At 72.7% G+C, this 2,597-nt stretch carries 3 protein-coding genes; all 3 read left to right on the forward strand.

The genetic code is table 11. The annotated features are described in order from the left end of the window. Positions 1 to 401 precede the first annotated feature (401 nt). The 3 genes from GPJ59_RS35410 to GPJ59_RS35420 all read left to right on the forward strand — a co-directional run bounded on the left by GPJ59_RS35410 (position 402) and on the right by GPJ59_RS35420 (position 2,287). Positions 402 to 1,364, forward strand: coding sequence for a zinc-binding dehydrogenase (locus GPJ59_RS35410; protein ID WP_219672209.1), 963 nt, complete (start codon positions 402 to 404; stop codon positions 1,362 to 1,364). A 135-nt stretch (positions 1,365 to 1,499) separates the two neighbouring features. Then, a complete protein-coding gene (locus tag GPJ59_RS35415) occupies positions 1,500 to 1,709 on the forward strand; it encodes a helix-turn-helix domain-containing protein (protein ID WP_219672211.1) in 210 nt (69 codons plus the stop codon). Next, on the forward strand, positions 1,709 to 2,287 hold the full coding sequence (locus GPJ59_RS35420) for a Clp protease N-terminal domain-containing protein (protein WP_219672213.1): 579 nt from the start codon (positions 1,709 to 1,711) through the stop codon (positions 2,285 to 2,287). Before GPJ59_RS35415 ends, GPJ59_RS35420 begins: the two co-directional genes overlap by 1 nt. The last annotated feature ends 310 nt before the right edge of the window (positions 2,288 to 2,597 follow it).

Below are 2,597 nucleotides of genomic sequence, written 5' to 3' on the forward strand. Positions count from 1 at the left end.
TGTCTGTCTTACGTTATGGCGCGGCCCTCGCGCCTATCGACGTATACACTGACGTGACCGCCGGCAGGGTCAGAGGGGTAAAAGAGCCCCCCCCCCCCCCGGGCGCGCGCTCGGACGCCGCCTCCTGCAGGCCCGGCCGGATCCGTCCGGCCGGGCCTGTGTGCGTCTGGGGGGTGGGGCGGGGCGGGGCGGGGCGGGGCTCCTGGGGATCTCCGCCTGTTCGTGCGTGCTCGTGCACTCGCGTGCACTCGCGTGCTCGTGCGTGCTCGTGCGTGCTCGTGCGTGCTCGTGCGTTCGTGCGTTCGTACGGAGTTCCGGTGCGGACCGGGTGCGACGAAGACCTCGTGCGGCGGGGGCCCGGGCCTCTGGAACCAGCCTCTACCGGGCGGTAGCGTCGCGGCATGTTCGCTGCCTATGCCGCCCGAATCGACCGTGACCAGCCGCTGAGCGGCCTTGAGCTGGGCGAGCGCCCGGCCCCCGAGGTGCGCCCCGGCTGGGTGACCGTGAACGTCAAGGCCGCCTCCCTCAACCACCACGACCTGTGGTCGCTGCGCGGGGTCGGCCTCGGCGAGGACAAGCTCCCGATGATCCTCGGCTGCGACGCCGCCGGGATCGACCAGGACGGCAACGAGGTCGTCCTGCACTCCGTGATCGGCCAGACGGGGCACGGGGTGGGCCCCGACGAGCCCCGGTCGATCCTGACCGAGCGCTACCAGGGCACGTTCGCCGAGCAGGTGACCGTACCGGCCTGGAACGTGCTGCCCAAGCCGGCCGAGCTGTCGTTCGAGGAGGCCGCGTGCCTGCCGACGGCGTGGCTGACGGCGTACCGGATGCTGTTCACCAACGCGGGCGTACGGCCCGGTGACTCGGTGCTCGTCCAGGGCGCCGGCGGCGGCGTCGCGACCGCCGCCATCGCCCTGGGCAAGGCCGCGGGCCTGCGGGTCTTCGCGACCAGCCGGGACGAGGCCAAGCGCAAGCGGGCGGTGGAGCTGGGCGCGGTGGACGCCTTCGAGCCGGGGGCCCGGCTGCCGCAGCGGGTGGACGCGGTGATCGAGACGGTCGGCGCCGCCACCTGGTCGCACTCGATCAAGTCGCTGCGCCCCGGCGGCACCCTGGTGATCTCCGGCGCGACGAGCGGGGACCGCCCGGCGCACGCCGAGCTGACCCGGATCTTCTTCCTGGAGCTGAAGGTCGTCGGCTCCACGATGGGCTCCAAGGACGAGCTGGAGGACCTGCTGGCCTTCTGCGCGGCGACGGGCGTACGGCCGGTCGTGGACGAGGTCCTGCCGCTGGACCGGGCCCGGGAGGGCTTCGAGAAGCTGGCGGCGGGCGACCTGTTCGGGAAGGTGGTCCTGACCGTCTGAGACGCGATGGCGGGCCGGCCCGCCGCTTTTTCGCCTTTTCGTCCTGTCGGGTCCCGGGGATCTCGCGATCCCCGGGACCCGTTTGTTTGTCAATCCTGGTTGACACCCGTCCGGTGTCAACCTAGATTGACATGCATGACGGAAGCAACCGACCTCGCCGAGCGGGCCGGCGACCGCGACCCGCGTGTGGGCCTGCGTGCCGTGGCGGCACTGCGCAGGCTGCTGGAGCAGCTGGAGGCCGTCCAGGTGCGCAGCGCCCGCGCCCAGGGCTGGTCCTGGCAGGAGATCGCCGCCGAGCTGGGCGTCAGCAGGCAGGCCGTGCACAAGAAGTACGGGAGGCATTGATGTTCGAGAGGTTCACGTCCGACGCGCGCGATGCGGTACGAGGGGCCGTCGAGGAGGCCGAGCGGGCGGGCTCGGCGGTGGTGACCGAGGAGTACCTGGCGCTCTCGCTGATGGAACAGGGCGCGCTGGACCCGTACGGGGTGGAACGCGCCGCGCTGCGGGCGGCCCTGGCCGAGGCCCGCCGGCGGGGCGGCCTGTCCAAGGCCGACGAGGAGGCACTGGCCGGGCTCGGTATCGACGTGTCGGAGATCGTCGCCCGGATCGAAGAGGCCCACGGCGAAGGGGTCTTGGCGGAGGCGGCCGCGCGGCGGCGCCCGGGCCGGGTGGGGTCGCTGTTCCGGCGCCGACGCCGGGGGCGGGGCGCGGACGACCGGGCCCGGACCTTCCACCGGCCGTTCACGGCCGAGGCGAAGAAGGTGCTGGAGCAGTCGCTGCGGATCGCGCTGGGCCGCCGCGACAACACCATCGCCACCCGGCACCTGCTGCTCGCCCTGCTGGCCCGCCCGGGCGCGGTGGCCGACGCACTGGCCGCGCAGGGCATCACGTACACGAGGGCAGAGGGCGGCGCGGCAGCGTGACCCGCCCGACGGCGGGGGAGTTCCGGGGGAATGCCCGCGCGCCGAGCCGCCGCCAGGTCGCTCCGCGACCGGCCTCCCGCGGCCTCGCGGCCAGGTGGCCCCGTAGCGGGGCGGAAGGCGGCGCGGCCGCGTGACGGCGTGACCGTGACTGCGTGACTGCGTGACGGCGTGACGGCGGGGGGGAGTGTTTTTTTACACATTTGACGCCGGCGGCGATCCTACGGGTGCAGACCCAAACGGCGCTCTGCGTTGTTACGAGAAGTTGAATGCGTGTTGTGTGAGTGGGACATGATGTTATAAACCATATACG

This window comes from Streptomyces bambusae, from assembly GCF_019400985.1.
Classification (GTDB): domain Bacteria; phylum Actinomycetota; class Actinomycetes; order Streptomycetales; family Streptomycetaceae; genus Streptomyces; species Streptomyces bambusae_A.